This window comes from Plesiomonas sp. PI-19, assembly GCF_021368255.1.
GTDB classification, from domain to species: domain Bacteria; phylum Pseudomonadota; class Gammaproteobacteria; order Enterobacterales; family CAMTGL01; genus Plesiomonas; species Plesiomonas shigelloides.
Window position 1 is genome coordinate 229,718 of sequence record NZ_JAJNMQ010000001.1, and the last position, 20,196, is coordinate 249,913.

A 20,196-nucleotide genomic window follows, 5' to 3' on the forward strand; every position below is an offset into this window, starting at 1 on the left:
TTATGTTGACCAAACTGCGGGAAATTGTTGAACAGGTTGCTGCGGCCGCCGATTTACCGCAGGCGTTGGAGCTGTTGGTCAGCAAAACCTGCCAGATTATGAAAACCGAAGTGTGTTCGGTCTATTTAGCCGATCACACTCACCGTTGCTATCGGCTGATGGCCACCCGCGGTTTGGCCAAACCGGCCGGTAAACCGGTACTGTTGGCTTTCGATGAAGGGGTGGTGGGGTTAGTTGGCGCGCGTGCCGAGCCGATTAATCTGGCCGATGTGCGCCAGCACCCGAGCTTTAAATATTTGCCCGAAGTGGGTGAAGAGAGTTTCCGCGCGTTCTTAGGCACCCCGATTATTTACCGTCGCCGCTTGTTGGGCGTGCTGGTGGTGCAACAAAAAGTGGTGCGCGAGTTTGACGAGAGCGAAGAGTCGTTTCTGGTTACGCTGGCCACCCAATTGGCCGGGATCTTGGCTCACACCCAAGAGCAGGGCTTGTTATCCGACACCCAGCAGCGGCGTATTCGGGCACAAGGTGCCGCTCCGGGGGTCGCGATTGGTACCGGCTGGCTGGATCAAACCCATCTGACGCTGGAGGATATCGCCGAAGCCTCCACCCTTGAGCCAGACAGTGAGCGCGAGCGGCTGTCACGGGCGATTGATTCGGCGGTCAACGAGTTTCGTCGCCACAGTAAGCGCTTTAATGTCGATCTCAGCTCCGATTCGGCCGCTATTTTCGATCTCTATACCCACCTGTTGTCCGATGTCGCCTTGCGTAATGCCCTGTCTGCCCAGCTCGATACCGGCGTGGTTGCTGAATGGGCGGTACGTAAGGTGTTTGAACACTTTGCGACCCAATTTGCCAGTTTGCCCGATCCTTACATGCGTGAGCGTGCCAACGATATGCGTGCATTGGCGCAGCGCCTGCTGTTTCATCTGATGGATGTACCGCAAAGCGAGTGGAACCTGCCCGAGCAGTTTGTGCTGGTGACCGACGAGCTGACCGCCACCCTGATTGCTGAACTGCCGCGCGATAAGCTGGTGGGGATCGTGGTGCGAGACGGCGCGGCCAATTCCCATGCCGCGATTTTAGCGCGCGCCTTGGGCGTGCCGACTGTCATGGGCGTGGACATCGAGCCGGGGCGACTGGAGCAGCGTGAGCTGATTATTGATGGTTATCGCGGTAACGTGATTGTCGATCCGGATCCGGCGGTGCGCACCGAATACCTGCGGCTGATTTTAGAAGAACAAGAGCTTGATAAGCGGGTAGCCGACGATCTGGATAAACCGGCGCTCACCGCCTGTGGACAACGCATCGAGATCCTATTGAACGCCGGTTTAAGTGCCGATTGCCATATTGCCATCAATCAGGGCGTCGATGGGGTTGGCTTGTACCGCACGGAAGTGCCTTTCTTGTTGCACGGCAGTTTCCCGTCTGAAGATGAGCAAGTCAGCCTGTATCAGCTGATTTTAGATAGCTATCCGGATAAACCGGTGGTAATGCGCACCCTTGATGTCGGTGGGGATAAACCGCTGCCGTACTTGCCTATCCATGAAGACAACCCGTTTTTAGGCTGGCGCGGTATTCGCCTGACGCTGGATCACCCCGATATTTTTATCGCTCAGGTGCGCGCCATGCTGCGCGCCAGCGTGAGCCATAACAATTTAGCTATCTTGCTGCCGATGGTGTCGGGCTTGGGCGAGGTGGATGAAGCGCGCGCATTAATCGATCGGGCGTATCGCGAAATCAGCGAGCAACTGGCGCAAGACGGGCAAACCCTCAGCATGCCGAAGGTCGGCATCATGGTTGAAGTGCCGTCGATGTTGTATCAGTTACACTTTCTGGCCGGCAAGATCGATTTTCTTTCGGTAGGATCCAATGACCTGACTCAATATCTGCTGGCGGTGGATCGCAATAACGCCCGTGTGGCGGATATCTTCGATGCCATGCATCCGGCGGTATTGCGCGCGTTGTATCAGGTGATCCGCGAAGGCGAGCAGCATCAGTTGCCCGTCAGCCTGTGCGGTGAGCTTGCGGGCGATCCGATCGGTGCATTGCTGCTGGTGGGGATGGGTTATCGCCGTTTGAGTATGAACGGGCGCAACGTCGCGCGCATCAAATACCTGTTACGCGCCGTGGAGCTGGCGGATTTACAAACCTTGGCGGAGCGGGCGCTCAGTGCGCGCCTGACCACCGAAGTGCGCCATCTGACCGCAGCGTTTATGGAGCGACGTGGCTTGGGCGGTTTTATCCGCGGCGGTAATTCGTTTTACTAAGTCGCGTTTTTACGTATTCGCACAGAGTCATACATGGATATGACTGTACAGGAAAATGAGTTGAGGCAATCATGCTGTTGTTTGTTGTTGCCTGCCTGATTTTGGGTGGTGTAGTTGGGATCTTGGCCGGATTGCTCGGGATTGGCGGTGGCTTGATTATCGTACCCGCCTTGGTGGGGTTGTTACCGTTGGCGGGCGTATTGCCAGAGCATTTGATGCCGATTGCCTTGGGTACCTCACTGGCCTCGATTGTGCTGACCGGGGTGTCGTCATCTTGGCGTCATCATCAGTTGGGTAATGTGGATTGGACGATTGTCAAAGCGATGGTGCCGGGCGGCATTATTGGCGCGGTGATCGGGGCACACGTAATCACCTTAATTCCGTCTGACATGATCAGCAAAGTGTTCGGAGTGCTGGTGCTGCTGTTGGCGCTGCAAATGGCGCTGTCGGTGAAGACCCGTGCCGAGCATCCGTTACCCAGCAAAGGCTGGCTGTTTACTGCTGGGGGCTTGATTGGTATCTTCTCCAGCTTGGCCGGCATTGGCGGCGGCAGCTTAACTGTGCCGTACCTGAACTGGCACTCGGTGCCGATGCGCATTGCCATCGGGGTGTCGGCGGTGTGCGGTATGATGCTGGGCGTAGGGGGATCACTGACCCTGATCGTCAGCGGATTGCATGTCAGTGATTTGCCGGCCTACAGTCTGGGTTATGTCTATCTGCCCGCACTGGCCTGTATTGCCGTGACGTCGGTACAAACGTCCAAGGTTGGCGCGAATTTGGTCAGCCGTTTACCGGTACCTATCCTGAAAAAGGGATTTGCCGTTCTTTTGGTTTTTGTCGCATTAAAAATGTTGTGGTAACACGCTGATGAATAATAGCTATCTGACCTTTCCGCAAATCGATCCGGTCATTTTTCATGTCGGACCGTTAGCCCTGCGCTGGTATGGCCTGATGTACTTGGTAGGCTTTGTGTTTGCCCTGTGGCTGGCCGGCCGCCGCGCGGCCAAGCCCAACAGTGGCTGGACCAAAGATGAAGTCGAAAATCTGCTGTATGCGGGCTTTTTCGGGGTATTCCTCGGTGGCCGGATTGGCTATGTGATTTTTTATAACTTCGGCTTGTTCCTCGATAACCCGCTGTACTTGTTCAAAGTGTGGGATGGCGGGATGTCATTTCACGGTGGCCTGATCGGGGTCATCGTTGCGATGCTGGTTTTCGCGTACCGTACTAAGCGGACTTTTTTCACCGTGGCCGATTTTATCGCCCCGCTGATCCCGTTTGGATTGGGCATGGGCCGTATTGGTAACTTCATCAACGGTGAACTGTGGGGACGGGTGACCGATGTGCCGTGGGCCATGGTGTTTCCGGACGGCGGTCCGCTGCCGCGTCATCCGTCACAGCTGTATGAGGCATTCCTCGAAGGTCTGGTGCTGTTTATTATTCTGAACCTGTTTGTGCGCCGCCCGCGGCCTACCGGCAGTGTCTCCGGGATGTTCCTGCTGTTTTACGGCCTGTTCCGTATCTTCTGTGAGTTCTTCCGTGAGCCGGACGCACAACTGGGCTTTTTCGATGGCTGGCTGACGATGGGACAGATCCTGTCTGTACCGATGGTATTGGGTGGACTGGGCCTGATCCTGTGGGCATACCGTCGTCATCCTGTGACTGCTGTACGGGGATAACATGCAACAATATCAAGATCTGATGCGCAAAATCTTGGCGGAAGGCGCATCCAAAGACGATCGTACCGGAACCGGTACCCGCTCGATTTTCGGCCATCAGATGCGTTTTGACTTGTCCAAAGGCTTCCCGCTGGTGACCACTAAGCGTTGTCACCTGCGCTCTATCATCCATGAGCTGCTGTGGTTTTTAAAAGGCGATACCAACATCGGTTATCTGCACGACCACAATGTCAGTATTTGGGATGAGTGGGCAGATGAAAATGGCGATTTAGGGCCGGTGTATGGCAAGCAGTGGCGCGCGTGGGGCGCCGCCGATGGCCGCACTATCGACCAGCTGAGCACCGTGGTGCAGCAACTGAAGCAAGACCCCGATTCTCGTCGTATTATCGTATCCGCGTGGAACGTGGGCGAGCTGGATCAGATGGCGCTGATGCCATGTCATGCCTTGTTCCAGTTCTATGTGGCCAACGGTAAGCTCTCTTGCCAGCTGTATCAGCGCTCTTGTGACGTCTTCCTCGGTCTGCCGTTTAACATTGCTAGCTACGCGTTGCTGACTCACATGTTGGCGCAGCAGTGTGATTTGGACGTCGGTGATTTCGTTTGGACTGGTGGGGATACGCACCTGTACATGAACCACATGGAGCAGACTGAGCTGCTGTTATCCCGTGAGCCACGTGCACTGCCACAGCTGGTGATCAAGCGCAAACCAGCGTCTATCTTCGATTATCAATTTGAAGACTTTGAGATTGTTGGTTACGACCCACATCCGGCGATTAAAGCGCCGGTCGCGGTGTAATTACGCTGTTTCGCTAGTGTTTAGCAGCTACTAAAAAGCGTCCTGTAGGGCGCTTTTTTTGTGCCTTGCATGGGGCGCTTACCTTGGGGAACGACTGGCCATTATCGCGTGGTGTGTGTGGAGTGACTTGAGTTTATTTTTATCTTCATCTTCTATTGTCATCTTCTTCACCCCACGCCACACCATGAGCAAGCAGCGCTACCACAACGATAAAATAACGATAAAACAACGCTAAAACAAAGGCACTCAACAATAAAAAAACGGCCTGCATTAGCAGGCCGTTCAAAAGGGAGAGGGGTTCTGGTCGCTTTTTGTATTAGCGGGTAGCCAGCAGCAGTATCCCTGGCAGGACAAAGAACACCCCGCTCAGATAACCCAGTACCGCCATCCGGTTTTTAATCGCGAGGGAAGCCAAACCTTCCGCAGCGCGCAGCGGCAGACGACGCAGCGCCGGGATCCCGTAAATGACCAACACCGCCAGTACGTTGAAGCTTAAGTGTACCAAGGCAATTTGCAGTGCCAGCAGCGCATTCGGGCCAGAGATCGCGGTGGCCGCCAGCAGCGCAGTGATACAGGTGCCGATGTTCGCGCCCAGTGTGAACGGATACACTTCACGCAGGCTCAGCAGACCATTACCGACAAACGGTACCATCAAGCTGGTGGTGGTCGAGGAAGACTGCACCAGAACGGTTACTGCGGCGCCAGAGGTAATCCCGTGCAGCGGACCACGACCGATAGCGTGCTTGAGAACTTCTTGGGCACGACCGACCATCAAACGCTTGAGCAGCTTACCCATACCGGTGATCGCCGCCATAATCAGCACAATACCAATCAGCGCCATCAGGGTACCGGCCAAGGTCGGAGACATACCGCTCAGCATACTCTTCACCATGCTCACGACTGGCTTGGTCAGTGGTTTGATGAAATCAAAGCCAACATAGTTCAGGTTGCCGGAGTTCGACAGCGGAGCGACCAGCCATTCGCTGATGTGCGCCAGAATACCGAACGCCATTTCCAGTGGCAGGAAGATCACCACCGCCAGCAAGTTGAAAAAGTCATGGATGGTGGCGCAGGCAAAGGCACGGCGAAACTCATTATTGCAACGCAGGTGGCCTAAACTCACCAAGGTGTTGGTCAGGGTAGTACCAATGTTGGCACCCATAATCATCGGGATGGCGGTAGCAATCGGCAGGCCGCCTGCCACCAGACCAACGATAATGGAGGTCACCGTACTGGAAGATTGAATTAAGGCGGTGGCCAGCAGGCCCACCATCAGTCCGGCCAGCGGATGTTCGGCGAAGGCAAACAATGCCTGCGCTTGGGTTCCTGCCGCCAGTTTAAAGCCGTCGCCAACCATGGCCACGGCCAATAAAAGCAGATAAAGGGCGAAGAGCAATACCAACCAGGAAAACAGCGTCGTCAGCGGTGAGCGGCTGGTGCCGGTTTGAGCGTTGGGCATCTCGTTCATATGACTCTCTGATGTCAGATTTGTTACAAAAGTTTGGTTGCCGCAGATCCTAGCGGTGAAATATTACAGATATATTTCATCGGGCCAGAAAAGCGGGTGGCCGCACAGAATGTTAAAACAGAACCCCTGATCAAGGAGCGTATGTGAAGAGTGAGTGGTATGATTAAGTTCGGTATTTCCGATGATTAACATCAATAGAAACGATTTTATCGAGCAAACCTTCTGTTTTAGACTGCGAGATAAGAGTTCACACGCGACAGATTGCATAGCTATTGCATAGCGTACGTAAAAGTTTTGGAGTTCCATCATGACCGATATGATTCGTCAGTTTTTACGACTGGAGTCAGCGGGGGGGATTTTACTGATCATCGCCTCCGCTGTGGCGATGCTGCTTGCCAACACCAGCCTAGAAGGAATTTATGATCAATTCCTCGCGCTACCGGTGGCGGTGCAGTTCGGCAGCCTGCTGATAAATAAGCCGCTGCTGCTGTGGATTAATGACGGCCTGATGGCCATCTTCTTCCTGCTGGTCGGGTTAGAAGTTAAACGTGAGATGCTGGTCGGTGCCCTAAACAGCAAAGAAAAAGCCGTGTTCCCTGCCATTGCGGCATTGGGCGGTATGCTGGCTCCGGCGCTGCTGTATTTGGCGTTTAACGGTAACAATGATGTGGCACTGGCAGGCTGGGCTATCCCTGCCGCGACCGATATTGCCTTTGCGCTGGGGATCATGGCGCTGCTCGGTAAGCGTGTACCGGTCAGCCTAAAGGTCTTCTTGCTGGCGTTGGCGATCATTGATGACCTGGGCGTGATTGTCATTATTGCCCTGTTCTATACCAGCCAGTTGTCTGTGATGGCGTTGGCGATTGCGCTGGCGGCCACAGCCGGTCTGATTTACATGAATCGCCGTGGCGTGGCGTCCATTAGCCCGTACATGTTGTTGGGTGTGGTGCTGTGGGTAAGCCTGCTTAAATCGGGTGTGCATGCCACGCTGGCCGGGGTGATCTTGGGCTTCTGTGTTCCGTTGAAAGCGCAAGATAAGCGTCCTCTGGAGCATCTGGAGCACAGTTTGCATCCGTGGGTGGCCTATCTGATCCTGCCATTGTTTGCTTTTGCCAACGCGGGCGTGTCACTGAAAGGGATCTCGCTGGATGTACTGACCTCGGCTCTGCCGCTGGGTATTGCGGTTGCCTTGTTTGTCGGTAAGCCGCTCGGGATCTTCTCCTTTAGCTGGCTGTCAGTGAAACTGGGTCTGGCCAAACTGCCGGATGGGATTTACTTCCGCCATATCTTTGCGGTGTCAGTACTGTGCGGTATTGGGTTTACCATGTCGATGTTCATCGCTTCACTGGCCTTTGAGCATGCCGGTTTGGAGTATGGGGTATTCTCCCGTCTGGGGATCCTGATGGGCTCGACCACGGCGGCGGTAGTGGGTTATTGCCTGCTGCGGATGGTGTTGCCCGCGCAGCCTAAGCGTTAAAACTGCGGAGCAGTGAACCGAGATGTCGCTGGTCAGAGAGCATGACCGGCGGCATACTGGTGCGGCAGCCGCTAATGAAGTGAGAAGCGTATGTCGCACCTGAATTTTAATCATCTGTACTACTTCTGGGCTGTGTGCAAACACGGCTCGGTGGCCAAAGCCGCCGAAACTCTTTTCCTTACCCCACAAACCGTGACCGGGCAGATCCGCGCGCTAGAGCAGCGCCTGGATGGCAAACTGTTTAAACGCAGTGGCCGTGGTCTGGAGCCTACTGAGCTGGGGCAACTGGTCTATCGCTATGCCGAGCGGATGTTCTCTCTTAGCCAAGAGATGCTGGATATCGTCAATTACCGCAAAGAAGCCAATATCCTGTTTGATGTTGGGGTAGCGGATGCGTTATCGAAGCGTTTGGTCAGTCGGGTACTGCAAACCGCAGTGCCGCCGAGTGAGCAAATCCATCTACGCTGTTTTGAATCCACCCACGAACTGCTCTTGGAGCAGCTGAGCCAGCACAAGCTGGATATGATCTTGTCTGATTGTCCGGTGGACTCCTCGCAAAGCGAAGGGCTGTTCTCGGTCAAACTGGGTGAGTGCGGGATCAGCTTTCTGTGTCGCCAACCCGCGCCACAGGCACCGTTTCCGGCCTGTCTACAAGAGCGCAAGCTGCTGATGCCGGGGCGTCGCTCGGCGTTGGGGCGCAAGCTGCTTACTTGGCTGGATCAGCAAGGGCTGCAGGTGCAGATCTTGGGTGAGTTTGATGATGCGGCACTGATGAAGGCGTTTGGTCACTACCACAATGCCATTTTTGTCGCGCCATCGTTGTATGTGGCTGAACTGAGCAGTGACGGGCAGACCGTCGAGCTGGGTAAAGTGCCCACATTATGTGAAGAGTATTACGCCATTTTTGCGGATCGTATGATCCAGCATCCGGCGGTAAAACGGGTCTGTAGTGAGGATTTCACGGATTTGTTTTCCGGTCAACTCGGCGTTATGCTCGGTGAAGAGTAGTCATCGTGTTGCATAGAGCAGCACCACAACGGGTGTATTCGTGATCCTATGATGAAAGATATGTCTGAAATTGCACACATGGAGCGTAATGTAGGTCAGGCCGTCACGCTGCTGAAGGCTATGGCCAATGAGCACCGGTTGTTTATTTTATGTCATTTACAGGATAAAGAAGTGTCGGTCGGCGTTTTGAGCGAACGCCTTGGCTTATCCCAGTCGGCACTGTCACAGCACCTTGCCTGGTTGCGGCGCGATGGGCTGGTGAAAACGCGCAAAGAAGCGCAAACTGTCTACTACTCGTTAAGCAGCCATGCAGTGGCGGAAGTGATCCGTACCTTGCATCGCTTGTATTGCGCGGCGGAGCAGCCTTCAGAGGCTGAGCTGGCTAGCGACGTGCCAGAGCGGCATAGTGAGCCGTCCGCGGCATCGCATTCGGTCGGTTAAACTCATATACCCTTCCTACTTGAAGCTGCAGGGGTGTTGGCTACGTTCGTTCACCCCAATCACATAGCTTGTCTATGCTCATGGGGATTCACTCACTTGCCGCCTACCTGCAACTTCACGTTGTTTGGGTATAGTTTGAAGGCTGTGCGTCGCCATAATAGGTTGGTGCACGGCTGTTCGCCTTTGATTTTCTGTCTCGCCGGCATTTTCTTACTCTTTCTTTTATTTTTCTTCTTCTTCTTTACTTCATTTAGCACCACAACAATTCAGAGCCACGGTCTCGAACCACCATCCAGCACAACAGCCCAGATAAGTGCACAGACAAAACCAAAGCCAAAGTTAAAGTTAAAGCATCAGGGAAGGGATGAGCAGAGCGGGGAGAAATGTGCGTAAAGCGCAGTCAGAGGTAAATGACAGGCAAAAAAAAAACCGGCATCAAGCCGGTTTTTCTCGGTATCTTAAATCAGGCAATGATTACATTGCTTTGATTTGAGCTACCAGGTTTGCTTTATGACGTGCAGCCTTGTTCTTGTGGATCAGGCCTTTGCTTGCCATGCGGTCCAGAACTGGTTGCATGGTGGCAAATGCGGTCATTGCAGTTTCTTTGTTACCGGTCGCGATCGCAGCGTAAACTTTCTTAACGAAAGTACGCATCATGGAGCGACGGCTAGCGTTATGCTGACGACGCTTCTCAGCTTGGACAGCGCGCTTCTTAGCAGACTTGATATTAGCCAAGGTCCAACTCCCAAATATAACTTTTTGGACATTTCAAAGGCCGAGGACTATGCCTTTTTCGCCTTCTTTTGTCAATGGATTTGTGCAAATAAACGCCGCTTTCCCAAGGCTGGTGCAAGCAGCGCATGACGGTTATTATGACGGGTAATTTTAACAGCTTTTAATGCTGGAATACAGCGTCAGAGACGTATTTCAACGAGTGAGTAAATCTTGAGTAAGCGATTGTTGAAATCTGGGTTGGTTGTCAGCTCGATGACCTTGTTATCCCGGGTACTGGGTTTGGTCAGGGATGTCGTTATTGCCAACATGATTGGCGCCGGTGCCGCCGCAGACGTCTTCCTGTTTGCTAACCGAATTCCTAACTTTTTACGCCGTCTGTTTGCCGAAGGGGCGTTCTCGCAAGCCTTTGTGCCGGTACTGACCGAGTATCAAAAAGACGGTGATTTATCGAAGACGCGCGAATTTATCGCTAAGGTCTCCGGTACGTTAGGCGGTTTGGTCACCATTGTGACCTTGCTGGCGATGATTGGCTCGCCGGTGGTGGCGGCCATTTTCGGTACCGGCTGGTTCTTGGATTGGCTCAATGGCGGCCCTGATGCTGGTAAATATGAGCTCGCGTCATTCTTGCTGCGTATTACCTTCCCGTATCTGTGGTTTGTCACCTTGGTGGCCTTATCCGGCGCGGTGCTCAATACCATCGGTCAATTTGGGGTGGCGGCGTTTTCGCCGGTGCTGCTGAACGTGGCGATGATTGGCGCAGCGATTTGGATTGCCCCGCACACCCAATACCCAGAAGTGGGCTTGGCGATCGGTATTTTTTTAGGCGGTCTGCTGCAGTTTTTATTCCAGTTGCCGTACATGAAAAAAGCCGGATTGCTGGTGAAGCCGAAATGGGCTTGGCATGATCCGGGGGTGAAAAAAATTCGCACCCTGATGATCCCGGCGCTGTTCGGGGTATCGGTGAGTCAAATCAACTTGCTGCTCGACACCTTCATCGCCAGCTTCTTGATGACCGGCTCGATCAGTTATCTGTATTACTCTGATCGCCTGCTGGAGTTCCCGCTCGGTTTGTTCGGGATTGCCATCGCGACGGTGATTTTGCCGGCGCTGTCGCGTCGTCATAGCGAAAAAGAGGAAGGCGAGACGGTCAGCGAACGCTTTAGCCAGACCATGGATTGGGGCGTGCGCATGATTTTCCTGCTCGGCATTCCCGCCATGTTTGGCATTATGGTGTTGGCCAAGCCGATGATGATGGTGCTGTTTATGCGCGGCGAATTTACCTTTGCCGATGTGAATGCCGCCTCATTATCCCTGCTGGCCTTCAACGCAGGTTTGGTGAGTTTCATGCTGATCAAAGTGCTGGCGCCGGGCTATTACGCGCGGCAAGACACCAAAACCCCAGTACGCTACGGCATCATCTCGATGATCAGCAACATGGGCTTTAACCTGCTGGCGATCCCGTTCAGTTATGTCGGCTTGGCGATGGCCTCGGCGATGTCCGGTACCCTCAACGCGTGGCTGCTGTATCGCGGTCTGGCGGTGAGCGGGGTGTACCGCATTCAACGCAATAGCGCGATTTTCATCGGTAAAGTGGCGTTGGCCGGTCTGGCGATGGCAGCGGCAGTAAGTTATTGCATGCCGGCGCTGAGCCTATGGCAAGCGCAGCATAATGGTATGCGGATGCTGTGGTTGGCTGGCCTGATTGGGCTCGCAGCCGTGGTCTATTTTGCCGCCCTTTTGCTGCTGGGCGTGCGCCCGCGCCATTTACGCGCAGATACTGACATCTCGCACTAAGACAATCGGGGCGGATGCGGTATAATCGGCGGCAATTTTGTATAAGATCTGACAGGGTAACGTGCCCATGGAGCTGATCCGCGGTATTCAGAACATCAAGCCACAGCATCACGGCTGTGTTCTGACGATTGGTAACTTTGACGGGGTGCATCTGGGGCATCAGGCAGTCTTGGCGCAAGTGAAGGCGCATGCTGTTGCGCTCGGTTTGCCACTGACGGCGATGGTGTTTGAGCCACAGCCGCAGGAGTTGTTTACCCCGGAATTGGCACCGGCTCGGTTGATGCGTCTGCGTGACAAGTATGTCCATCTGGCGCGCGCCGGTGTTGACCGCTTGCTGTGCGTCAGTTTTAACCACCATTTCGCGGCGATGAGCGCAGAGCGCTTTGTCGAAGAGTTGCTGGTTGAAAAGTTGGGTGTTAAGTTTCTGGGGGTAGGTGACGATTTTCGCTTTGGTGCTGGGCGGCATGGTGATTATGCCTTGTTGCAGCAGGCTGGCGCGAAACACGGTTTTGCCGTCGTCAACAACCACAGTTATTGCGTTGATGCGCTGCGGGTGAGCAGTACCGCTATCCGTCAGGCGTTATACCAAGATGATCTGGCTCAGGCGGAAAGCCTGCTCGGTCGGCCGTACAGTATCAGTGGCCGCGTCGCGCACGGTAACAAGCTCGGGCGAACCATTGGTTTCCCGACCGCCAACATTCCACTGAAGCGCCGCGTCGCGCCGGTCAATGGTGTGTATGCGGTGGAAGTGCTGGGGATTGGTGATACCCCCTTACCGGGCGTGGCGAATATCGGAACCCGCCCGACAGTTGATGGTGTGCGCCAGCAACTGGAAGTTCACCTGTTTGATATAAATGTAAATCTCTACGGCCGTCAGCTCGAAGTTGTGCTGCGGGAAAAAATCCGTCCGGAAATGCGTTTCAGTTCGTTTGAAGCGCTCACCGCGCAGATTGCGCAGGATGCCCGGACCGCCCGCCACTATTTCCACCTGCCGGTCGCAAGCTGACTTTTTCTTTTTGCCGAAAATACGGAATCGAGAATCAATGAGTGACAATAAATACCCTCTGAACCTTCCGGATACAGGGTTTCCGATGCGTGGCGACTTAGCCAAACGCGAACCTGGTATGTTGCAACGTTGGTATGATAACAATCTGTACGGCGCTATTCGTCAGGCGAAGAAGGGTAAGAAGTCCTTCATCCTGCATGATGGCCCACCGTACGCCAACGGTAACATTCACATTGGTCACTCCGTAAACAAGATCCTCAAAGACATTATTATTAAGTCCAAAGGACTGTCCGGCTTTGATTCTCCGTACATTCCGGGCTGGGACTGTCACGGCCTGCCAATTGAACTGAAAGTAGAGCAACTGGTCGGTAAGCCGGGCGAAAAAGTGTCTGCGGCTGAATTCCGTGCGGCGTGCCGTAAGTATGCTGCCGAGCAGGTGGAAGGTCAGAAGAAAGACTTTATCCGTCTGGGCGTATTGGGTGACTGGGATCATCCGTACCTGACCATGGATTTTGGCACCGAAGCCAACATCATCCGTTCACTGGCCAAGATTGTCGGTAACGGTCACCTGCATAAAGGTGCCAAACCCGTGCACTGGTGTACCGAGTGTCGTTCTGCGCTGGCAGAAGCCGAAGTGGAATACTACGACAAGACCTCTCCAGCCATTGACGTACGATTCAACGTCGCGGACGAAGCGGCGTTCCTGGCTAAGTTCGGTACTGACGCCGGTCACGGCACCATCTCGGTGGTGATCTGGACCACCACTCCGTGGACGCTGCCAGCCAACCGCGCGGTTGCTCTGAATGCCGATCTGGAATACCAACTGATCCAAGCCGGTGACGAGCGCCTGATTTTGGCTGCCGATTTGGCCGAAAGCGTGCTTAAGCGTGCCGGTATCGAAGGCGCGCAAGTGCTGGGTACATGCCGTGGCTCGGATCTGGAGCTGCTGATGCTGCAACATCCATTCTATGATTTCACCGTACCGGTGATCTTGGGTGAGCACGTGACCACTGATGCCGGTACCGGTGCGGTACACACAGCGCCAGGTCACGGTCAGGAAGACTTCGTGGTCGGCCAGAAATACCATCTGGAAGTGGCCAACCCGGTTGCGCCGGACGGCACTTACCTGCCAGACACCCCGCTGTTTGCCGGTCAGTCAGTGTTCAAAGCCAATGATTCTGTGCTGGACGTGCTGCGTGAGCGCGGCGCGCTGCTGCACTTTGAGAAATTCCTGCACAGCTACCCACACTGCTGGCGTCATAAAACGCCGATCATCTTCCGTGCTACCCCGCAGTGGTTTATCAGCATGGAACAAGCCGGTCTGCGTCAGCAAGCACTGAACGAAATCAAAGGCGTGAAGTGGATCCCAGATTGGGGTCAGGCACGTATCGAGACCATGGTAGCCAACCGTCCTGACTGGTGTATCTCCCGTCAGCGTACGTGGGGCGTGCCAATTGCGCTGTTCGTGCATAAAGACACCGAAGCACTGCATCCTCGCTCGGTCGAGTTGATGGAAGAAGTGGCGAAACGCGTTGAAGAAAAAGGCATTCAAGCGTGGTGGGATCTGGACCCGGCTGAGATCTTAGGTAGCGATGCCGCCGATTACGTGAAAGTGCCCGATACATTGGATGTGTGGTTTGACTCCGGTTCAACCCATGCTTCCGTGGTTGATGCGCGCCCAGAATTCAACGGCCACAGCGCCGATCTGTATCTGGAAGGCTCTGACCAACACCGTGGCTGGTTCATGTCATCATTGATGATCTCCACCGCGATGAAAGGCACCGCCCCATACCGCGAAGTGCTGACCCACGGTTTCACCGTAGATGGTCAAGGTCGCAAGATGTCTAAATCCGTGGGCAACGTGGTGAGCCCGCAGGATGTGATGAACAAACTGGGCGGCGATATTCTGCGTCTGTGGGTTGCCTCAACCGACTACACCGCTGAAATGGCGGTATCGGATGAGATCCTCAAGCGTTCTGCCGATGCTTATCGTCGTATCCGTAACACCGCACGTTTCTTGCTGGCTAACCTGAACGGTTTCGATCCGAAACTGCATATGGTGCAACCAGAAGAGATGGTGGTACTGGATCGCTGGGCGGTAGGTCGTGCGCAAGCGGCGCAGGCTGAAATCATCAAAGCCTACGAAGAGTATGATTTCCACATGGTGGTGCAGCGTCTGATGCAGTTCTGCTCCGTGGAGATGGGTTCGTTCTATCTGGATATCATCAAAGATCGCCAGTACACCGCGAAGACCGATGGCATCGCTCGTCGTAGCTGCCAGACCGCGCTGTATCACATCGCTGAAGCATTGGTTCGCTGGATGGCACCAATCATGTCCTTCACTGCCGACGAAATCTGGAACTTCCTGCCAGGTGAGCGTTCAGAGTTTGTATTCACTGAAGAGTGGTACGACGGTCTGTTCGGTTTGGCGGAAGGCGAAGTGATGAACGACGCGTACTGGGCTGAGCTTCTGAACGTGCGTGGCGAAGTGAACAAGGTGATTGAGCAGGCGCGTAACGACAAGAAAGTCGGTGGCTCGCTGGAAGCGGAAGTGACCCTGTTTGCCGATGCCTCTTTGCAGCAGAAACTGGCTGCGCTCGGTGACGAGCTGCGCTTCGTGCTGCTGACCTCTAAGGCCGATGTGGCGGCACTGGACAATGCACCGGCTGAAGCCGTAGCGACCGAAAACAAAGGACTGACGATCAAGCTGATCCGCTCCGAGAATGCCAAGTGTCCACGTTGCTGGCACTACGCGGCAGACATCGGTAGCGTTGCTGCGCACCCGACACTGTGCGGTCGTTGTGTAACTAACATTGCCGGTGACGGCGAAACACGTAAGTTTGCCTGATGAAGAAACCTTTATTATCGACAGGATTGCGCTGGTTGTGGCTATCGGCATTGGTGTTTGTACTGGATATCGGTAGCAAACTCTGGTTTATGAACCACTTAGCGCTGTATGAGCTGATCCCGGTAACGTCATTTTTTAATCTGACGTATGTACAAAATCCGGGCGCAGCGTTCAGCTTTTTAGCCGAACACAGCGGTTGGCAGCGTTGGTTCTTTGCCGCCATCGCCCTGTTGGTAACCGGTGCTCTGAGTGTCTGGATGTATCGCACTCCGGCCAGCCACAAGCTGGCCAACGGTGCCTACGCCCTGATTATCGGTGGTGCGCTGGGTAACCTGTTTGACCGACTGGTCCATGGTTTTGTGGTCGACTTCCTCGATTTTTATTGGGGAAGCTATCACTGGCCGGCCTTCAATCTGGCCGATGTCGCCATCTGTGTCGGTGCGGCGCTGGTGGTGCTGGAAGGCTTTCTGGCTCCGACCGATGACAGTGCATCTTCAGGGAAATCCGATCAGGCGCGCTAATTCGGCGCCTGACCTAGGTTTTTGACTTAGGTGTGAAAATGAAAATAGGGCGTCGGCTTATGTCAACATAGGTCGGCGACCGGCCAACAGGCTGGCTTCGGCCGGCCTGTTGCTTAAGCAAACGACCTTGTAGCTTTTACGTGTGGCGATGAACGCATCATCGCCACCAAAAGACCATCCAAGGCTTAGGGATCAAGCGCCGCGATAAGGAAATGACAGTATGGACGCAAGCAGTATGGAAGCCCGCATTGGACCGAATAGCCAAGTTCTGATCCACTTTGATTTATGGTTGGCGGATGGCAGTGCCGCAGACTCGACTCGCACTCAGGGCAAGCCGGCACTGTTTCAGCTCGGCAACCGCTCGTTATCACCGGCACTGGAAGCTCAGTTGCAAGGCCTGAAAGCCGGCGATACTAAGCGCTTTACGCTGCAACCGGAAGAGGCCTTTGGCCTGCCAAGTCCTGATAACGTGTACCATTTTGAGCGTAGCCGGTTCAGTACTGAAACCGAGCCGCAACCAGGGATGATCATGCTGTTTGCCCAGCCGGGCGGGCAGGAGATCCCGGGCATGATTAAGGCGGTTGCCGGCGAATCGGTCACCGTTGATTTTAACCACCCCTTGGCTGGACAAGTTGTTACCTTCGATCTTGAGGTAATGGCAGTGCATCCGGCCGCTGACTAAGAGACAACTGCATGCAGATCCTGTTAGCCAATCCCCGTGGTTTTTGTGCCGGCGTTGACCGTGCGATCAGCATTGTCGAGCGGGCGCTTGAGTTATATGGCGCGCCGATTTATGTTCGCCATGAAGTGGTGCATAACCGCTATGTTGTGGAAGGATTGCGCCAGCGCGGGGCCGTGTTTGTCGAAGATTTGCATGAAGTGCCGGATGGCTGCATCGTGATCTTCTCGGCACACGGTGTCTCGCAGGCGGTGCGCGCCGAGGCCAAATCACGCGATCTGAGCGTGTTTGATGCTACCTGTCCACTGGTGACGAAGGTGCATATGGAAGTCGCGCGTGCTAGCCGCAAGGGCATGGAGGCGGTGCTGATTGGCCATGCTGGTCACCCTGAAGTGGAAGGCACCATGGGCCAGTACAGCAATCCGCAAGGCGGCATGTATTTGGTGGAGTCGCCCGAGGATGTGGCGAAACTGGTGGTCAAAAACCCAGAAAATCTGTGCTTCATGACCCAGACTACGCTGTCGGTGGATGATACGTCAGAAGTGATTGATGCACTGCGTCAGCATTTCCCGGCCATCATCGGTCCGCGCAAAGACGACATCTGTTATGCCACCACCAATCGGCAAGAGGCGGTACGCCAGTTAGCCGAGCAGGCACAAGTGGTGCTGGTGGTCGGCTCGAAAAACTCGTCTAACTCGAATCGCTTAGCTGAGCTGGCGCGTCGAGCGGGGAAAGCTGCCTATCTGATTGATGGTGCGGAAGATATCGATGAAGCCTGGTTGCAGGGCGTGGACACTGTCGGCGTTACGGCGGGCGCATCAGCGCCAGAGGTGTTGGTGCAGGCCGTGATTGCCCGCTTGCAAGACCTCGGTGCGGTAACGGTCACAGAAACCGAAGGGCGAGAAGAAAACATCACCTTTGAGGTACCACGCGAATTGCGGGTGCAGCAAATTGATTAAAGGTTAAATAAAAAGGAAGCCACGGGCTTCCTTTTTTGTGTTTACCGGCTCAGGGTCGGCAGCGGATTACAACAAAAAAGGAAGAGACATGATCAAAATCGCAATTGCCGGCGCCGCCGGTCGTATGGGACGTCAACTGATTCAAGCCGTGTATGCCGCCTCCGGCGTTACGCTGGGCGCGGCCCTTGAGCGCTCCGGCTCCAGCTTGATTGGTGCGGATGCTGGCGAGTTGGCCGGTGTTGGTCCATTGGGGGTGACGGTACAAGAGTCACTGGATGCTATCGGCAGTGACTTCGATATCCTGATCGACTTTACCGTACCGGCCGCCACCTTGACCCATTTGGCTTATTGCCGTCAGCACGGCAAACATATGGTGATCGGGACCACTGGTTTTGATGCTGACGGTAAGCAGGCGATTGCCGATGCCAGTGCCGACATCGGGATCGTGTTTGCCTCTAACTTTAGTGTGGGCGTCAATCTGGTATTCAAGCTGTTGGAAAAAGCGGCGCAGGTGATGGGCGATTACACCGATATCGAAATCATCGAAGCGCACCATCGTCATAAAATTGATGCACCATCCGGTACTGCGTTATCGATGGGGGAAGTGATTGCCGACACGCTAGGACGGGATTTATCACAATGCGCCGTGTACAGCCGTGAAGGGAACACCGGTGAGCGCCCACGCGACAGCATTGGTTTTGCGACCGTGCGAGCAGGCGACATCGTTGGTGAGCACACCGTGATATTTGCTGATATCGGTGAGCGAGTGGAGATTTCACACAAGGCATCCAGCCGCATGACCTTTGCTAATGGCGCTGTGCGCGCGGCAAACTGGTTGCATAATCAGCCAGCGGGGTTGTATGACATGAAGGATGTGCTTGGGTTGCACAACCTTTAATGTCGTGTTACTAACGGATCGAGTGACACGTTCGTAAGCATGCATATTGCTGTGCACTTTTCTTGTTAAAATAAGCATTTCACATCGAAATCGCACTATTGATATCATTAGTTGGTGTCTTGTGCGGTTTTTTTTTGTCTTTTCCCCTTTGTCGAGATTTTTGCCGTTTTTACTGCGTATTTTACTGCGGGTGAAAGTTATCTCTTCATGCAAACGGTTATCTTTTGTGTTTTTATCTTACTTTTAGCGCTGGCGTGGCGTTATTTCGCTGTGTTGGCGGTTTTTGTGTCTAAAGTGGGAGTTTTTTCTGGACAAGCGGTAAGCCCGTCTATAGAATTCGCGCAATTTGCCAAAAATTCATTATTTAACATGATTGACAGCGCTTTTGGCTCTCATGTATGAATGGTTATGTGGTAAAAAAGATTAAATATTCATGGAGGTTGTTTTGAGTAGGTCGGCACTGTTAGTTCTCGAAGACGGCACAGTCTTCAAAGGTACCGCAATCGGCGCAGAAGGCTCGGCGGTCGGCGAAGTTGTTTTTAATACCTCGATGACCGGTTACCAAGAAATTCTTACTGATCCTTCGTATTCCCGCCAGATTGTTACTCTTACTTATCCTCATATTGGCAATGTCGGCACCAACCCAGAAGATGAAGAATCCCCCGCCGTTCATGCTCAAGGTCTTGTAATTCGTGATTTACCCCTGATTGCCAGTAACTTCCGCAGTACCGAAACCCTTTCTGATTATCTCAAACGCCACAACGTTGTCGGCATCGCTGATATTGATACCCGCAAATTGACCCGCATTCTGCGCGAAAAAGGTGCCCAAAATGGTTGCATCATTGCCGGCGCACAGCCAGATGCCGCGCTGGCGCTGGAAAAAGCGCGCGCCTTTGGCGGTTTGAGTGGTCTGGATTTAGCCAAAGAAGTCACCACAGCCGAAGCCTACAACTGGACGCAAGGTAGCTGGACGCTGCAAAACGGCCTGCCACAGGCGGCAAACAATGATGACCTGCCATTCCATGTGGTGGCGTATGACTACGGTGTGAAGCGCAATATCCTGCGGATGTTGGTGGACCGAGGTTGCCGCCTGACTGTTGTTCCGGCGCAAACGCCAGCGGCGGATGTGCTGGCGCTCAATCCGGATGGGGTGTTCCTGTCCAACGGCCCAGGCGACCCAGCGCCGTGCGATTACGCGATCAGTGCTATTGAAGAGCTGCTGCAGCACGATATCCCTGTTTTTGGTATCTGCTTAGGTCACCAGCTGTTAGCACTGGCCTCCGGTGCCAAGACCGTGAAGATGAAGTTCGGCCACCACGGCGGCAACCATCCGGTGAAAGATTTAGACCGTAATGTGGTGATGATCACCGCGCAAAACCACGGTTTTGCCGTAGATGAAGCCACGTTGCCAGCCACTTTACGTGCAACCCACGTGTCACTGTTTGATGGCTCGTTGCAGGGGATTCACCGTACGGACAAGCCAGCATTTAGCTTCCAGGGTCACCCAGAAGCAAGCCCAGGCCCGCACGATGCCGCACCGCTGTTTGATCACTTCATCGAATTGATTGAGCAATATCGTCAGAACCAAAACGCAAACCAGCAATAATCAGCCGCAGCAGCAG

The 20,196-nt window shown here is 54.2% G+C and carries 18 protein-coding genes; 16 read left to right on the forward strand and 2 right to left on the reverse strand.

Translation table 11 applies throughout. From position 1 onward, the window contains the following. Positions 1-2 precede the first annotated feature (2 nt). From ptsP to thyA, 4 genes are all read left to right on the forward strand, one after another. Complete coding sequence (gene ptsP, locus LQ901_RS01040) at positions 3-2,267, forward strand: phosphoenolpyruvate--protein phosphotransferase (RefSeq protein WP_039045841.1); 2,265 nt, start codon at positions 3-5, stop codon at positions 2,265-2,267. Between the two features lie 71 nt (positions 2,268-2,338). Continuing rightward, the gene (locus tag LQ901_RS01045; protein WP_039045842.1) at positions 2,339-3,127 is read left to right on the forward strand and encodes a sulfite exporter TauE/SafE family protein; all 789 of its coding nucleotides are present in this window, start codon (positions 2,339-2,341) and stop codon (positions 3,125-3,127) included. Positions 3,128-3,134: 7 nt separating this feature from the next. Continuing rightward, a complete protein-coding gene (gene lgt, locus LQ901_RS01050; RefSeq protein WP_039045843.1) occupies positions 3,135-3,944 on the forward strand; it encodes a prolipoprotein diacylglyceryl transferase in 810 nt (269 codons plus the stop codon). Position 3,945: 1 nt separating this feature from the next. Next, the gene (gene thyA, locus LQ901_RS01055; RefSeq protein ID WP_010864624.1) at positions 3,946-4,740 is read left to right on the forward strand and encodes a thymidylate synthase; all 795 of its coding nucleotides are present in this window, start codon (positions 3,946-3,948) and stop codon (positions 4,738-4,740) included. Between the two features lie 316 nt (positions 4,741-5,056). Here the strand turns inward: thyA and LQ901_RS01060 are convergent, their stop codons facing one another. Further along, positions 5,057-6,208: a Na/Pi symporter gene (locus LQ901_RS01060; protein WP_010864623.1), complete on the reverse strand. Its 1,152-nt coding sequence runs from the start codon at positions 6,206-6,208 to the stop codon at positions 5,057-5,059. Between the two features lie 307 nt (positions 6,209-6,515). Between LQ901_RS01060 and nhaA the strand changes: the two genes are divergently transcribed. The 3 genes from nhaA (at position 6,516) to LQ901_RS01075 (ending at position 9,134) form a co-directional block, all read left to right on the forward strand. After that, a complete protein-coding gene (gene nhaA, locus LQ901_RS01065) occupies positions 6,516-7,685 on the forward strand; it encodes a Na+/H+ antiporter NhaA (protein ID WP_010864622.1) in 1,170 nt (389 codons plus the stop codon). Positions 7,686-7,775: 90 nt separating this feature from the next. After that, complete coding sequence (nhaR, locus tag LQ901_RS01070) at positions 7,776-8,693, forward strand: transcriptional activator NhaR (protein ID WP_010864621.1); 918 nt, start codon at positions 7,776-7,778, stop codon at positions 8,691-8,693. 60 nt (positions 8,694-8,753) lie between these two features. Beyond that, positions 8,754-9,134, forward strand: coding sequence for a helix-turn-helix transcriptional regulator (locus LQ901_RS01075; protein ID WP_081632920.1), 381 nt, complete (start codon positions 8,754-8,756; stop codon positions 9,132-9,134). 474 nt (positions 9,135-9,608) lie between these two features. Here LQ901_RS01075 and rpsT read toward each other — a convergent pair whose 3' ends face one another. Then, the gene (gene rpsT, locus LQ901_RS01080; protein WP_010864619.1) at positions 9,609-9,869 is read right to left on the reverse strand and encodes a 30S ribosomal protein S20; all 261 of its coding nucleotides are present in this window, start codon (positions 9,867-9,869) and stop codon (positions 9,609-9,611) included. 210 nt (positions 9,870-10,079) lie between these two features. Here rpsT and murJ point away from each other — a divergent pair, with 210 nt between their 5' ends. The 9 genes from murJ to carA all read left to right on the forward strand — a co-directional run bounded on the left by murJ (position 10,080) and on the right by carA (position 20,180). Next, on the forward strand, positions 10,080-11,663 hold the full coding sequence (murJ, locus tag LQ901_RS01085) for a murein biosynthesis integral membrane protein MurJ (protein ID WP_047707983.1): 1,584 nt from the start codon (positions 10,080-10,082) through the stop codon (positions 11,661-11,663). A gap of 67 nt (positions 11,664-11,730) precedes the next feature. Then, on the forward strand, positions 11,731-12,669 hold the full coding sequence (gene ribF / locus LQ901_RS01090; RefSeq protein WP_010864617.1) for a bifunctional riboflavin kinase/FAD synthetase: 939 nt from the start codon (positions 11,731-11,733) through the stop codon (positions 12,667-12,669). A gap of 37 nt (positions 12,670-12,706) precedes the next feature. Beyond that, positions 12,707-15,517: an isoleucine--tRNA ligase gene (gene ileS / locus LQ901_RS01095; RefSeq protein ID WP_152136880.1), complete on the forward strand. Its 2,811-nt coding sequence runs from the start codon at positions 12,707-12,709 to the stop codon at positions 15,515-15,517. Beyond that, positions 15,517-16,038 (forward strand): signal peptidase II, encoded by a 522-nt coding sequence (gene lspA, locus LQ901_RS01100; RefSeq protein WP_152136881.1) that lies wholly within the window; start codon positions 15,517-15,519, stop codon positions 16,036-16,038. Before ileS ends, lspA begins: the two co-directional genes overlap by 1 nt. A gap of 235 nt (positions 16,039-16,273) precedes the next feature. Then, on the forward strand, positions 16,274-16,720 hold the full coding sequence (gene fkpB / locus LQ901_RS01105; RefSeq protein WP_039045891.1) for an FKBP-type peptidyl-prolyl cis-trans isomerase: 447 nt from the start codon (positions 16,274-16,276) through the stop codon (positions 16,718-16,720). 11 nt (positions 16,721-16,731) lie between these two features. After that, positions 16,732-17,676 carry a 4-hydroxy-3-methylbut-2-enyl diphosphate reductase gene (ispH, locus tag LQ901_RS01110; protein ID WP_010864613.1) on the forward strand — a complete coding sequence of 315 codons (945 nt, stop codon included), beginning with the start codon at positions 16,732-16,734 and terminating at the stop codon, positions 17,674-17,676. A gap of 88 nt (positions 17,677-17,764) precedes the next feature. Beyond that, positions 17,765-18,574: a 4-hydroxy-tetrahydrodipicolinate reductase gene (gene dapB, locus LQ901_RS01115; RefSeq protein WP_152136882.1), complete on the forward strand. Its 810-nt coding sequence runs from the start codon at positions 17,765-17,767 to the stop codon at positions 18,572-18,574. A 207-nt stretch (positions 18,575-18,781) separates the two neighbouring features. Next, complete coding sequence (locus LQ901_RS01120; RefSeq protein WP_152136883.1) at positions 18,782-18,976, forward strand: hypothetical protein; 195 nt, start codon at positions 18,782-18,784, stop codon at positions 18,974-18,976. 43 nt (positions 18,977-19,019) lie between these two features. Further along, positions 19,020-20,180, forward strand: a complete 1,161-nt coding sequence (carA, locus tag LQ901_RS01125; RefSeq protein WP_036770580.1) for a glutamine-hydrolyzing carbamoyl-phosphate synthase small subunit — start codon at positions 19,020-19,022, stop codon at positions 20,178-20,180. Positions 20,181-20,196: the final 16 nt, after the last annotated feature.

Coding starts and splice junctions, on each gene's coding strand:
- LQ901_RS01120 (WP_152136883.1), top strand. CDS start 18,782: ATGCAAACGGTTATCTTTTGTGTTTTTATCTTACTTTTAGCGCTGGCG.
- fkpB (WP_039045891.1), top strand. CDS start 16,274: ATGGAAGCCCGCATTGGACCGAATAGCCAAGTTCTGATCCACTTTGAT.
- nhaA (WP_010864622.1), top strand. CDS start 6,516: ATGACCGATATGATTCGTCAGTTTTTACGACTGGAGTCAGCGGGGGGG.
- nhaR (WP_010864621.1), top strand. CDS start 7,776: ATGTCGCACCTGAATTTTAATCATCTGTACTACTTCTGGGCTGTGTGC.
- ribF (WP_010864617.1), top strand. CDS start 11,731: ATGGAGCTGATCCGCGGTATTCAGAACATCAAGCCACAGCATCACGGC.
- dapB (WP_152136882.1), top strand. CDS start 17,765: ATGATCAAAATCGCAATTGCCGGCGCCGCCGGTCGTATGGGACGTCAA.
- ispH (WP_010864613.1), top strand. CDS start 16,732: ATGCAGATCCTGTTAGCCAATCCCCGTGGTTTTTGTGCCGGCGTTGAC.
- lgt (WP_039045843.1), top strand. CDS start 3,135: ATGAATAATAGCTATCTGACCTTTCCGCAAATCGATCCGGTCATTTTT.
- thyA (WP_010864624.1), top strand. CDS start 3,946: ATGCAACAATATCAAGATCTGATGCGCAAAATCTTGGCGGAAGGCGCA.
- LQ901_RS01075 (WP_081632920.1), top strand. CDS start 8,754: ATGTCTGAAATTGCACACATGGAGCGTAATGTAGGTCAGGCCGTCACG.
- LQ901_RS01045 (WP_039045842.1), top strand. CDS start 2,339: ATGCTGTTGTTTGTTGTTGCCTGCCTGATTTTGGGTGGTGTAGTTGGG.
- LQ901_RS01060 (WP_010864623.1), bottom strand. CDS start 6,208: ATGAACGAGATGCCCAACGCTCAAACCGGCACCAGCCGCTCACCGCTG.
- ileS (WP_152136880.1), top strand. CDS start 12,707: ATGAGTGACAATAAATACCCTCTGAACCTTCCGGATACAGGGTTTCCG.
- ptsP (WP_039045841.1), top strand. CDS start 3: ATGTTGACCAAACTGCGGGAAATTGTTGAACAGGTTGCTGCGGCCGCC.
- lspA (WP_152136881.1), top strand. CDS start 15,517: ATGAAGAAACCTTTATTATCGACAGGATTGCGCTGGTTGTGGCTATCG.